The sequence below is a fragment of the Pseudomonas sp. 10C3 genome (genome assembly GCF_036346185.1).
GTDB lineage: Bacteria > Pseudomonadota > Gammaproteobacteria > Pseudomonadales > Pseudomonadaceae > Aquipseudomonas.
Window position 1 is genome coordinate 1 of sequence record NZ_JASJVE010000129.1, and the last position, 265, is coordinate 265.

Sequence of the window (265 nt, forward strand, 5' to 3'; positions counted from 1 at the left end):
GGTACCCCGGGTTCCTGGTGTCGTCGAGTCGGTACATGTCAATCTTGGCCAAACAGTGAAAAAAGGTCAGCTACTAGCCGTGATTGCCAGTCAACAAATTTCTGATCAGCGCAGTGAGCAAGCCGCAGCGCAACGTCGTCTAGAGTTGGCGCGCACTACCTACGAGCGTGAACGCCAGTTATGGCAGGACAAAATCTCTGCCGAACAGGATTTCCTTCAAGCCCGTCAGGCTCTGCAAGAGGCCGAAATCGCTGTCAGTAATGCC

Annotated in this window: 1 protein-coding gene; it reads left to right on the forward strand. The window is 54.0% G+C overall.

Annotated features, from left to right (window positions below; genetic code table 11):
• A partial coding sequence (locus QN399_RS26390; RefSeq protein WP_330201952.1) for a biotin/lipoyl-binding protein occupies nucleotides 1-265 on the forward strand: 265 nt, incomplete at both ends.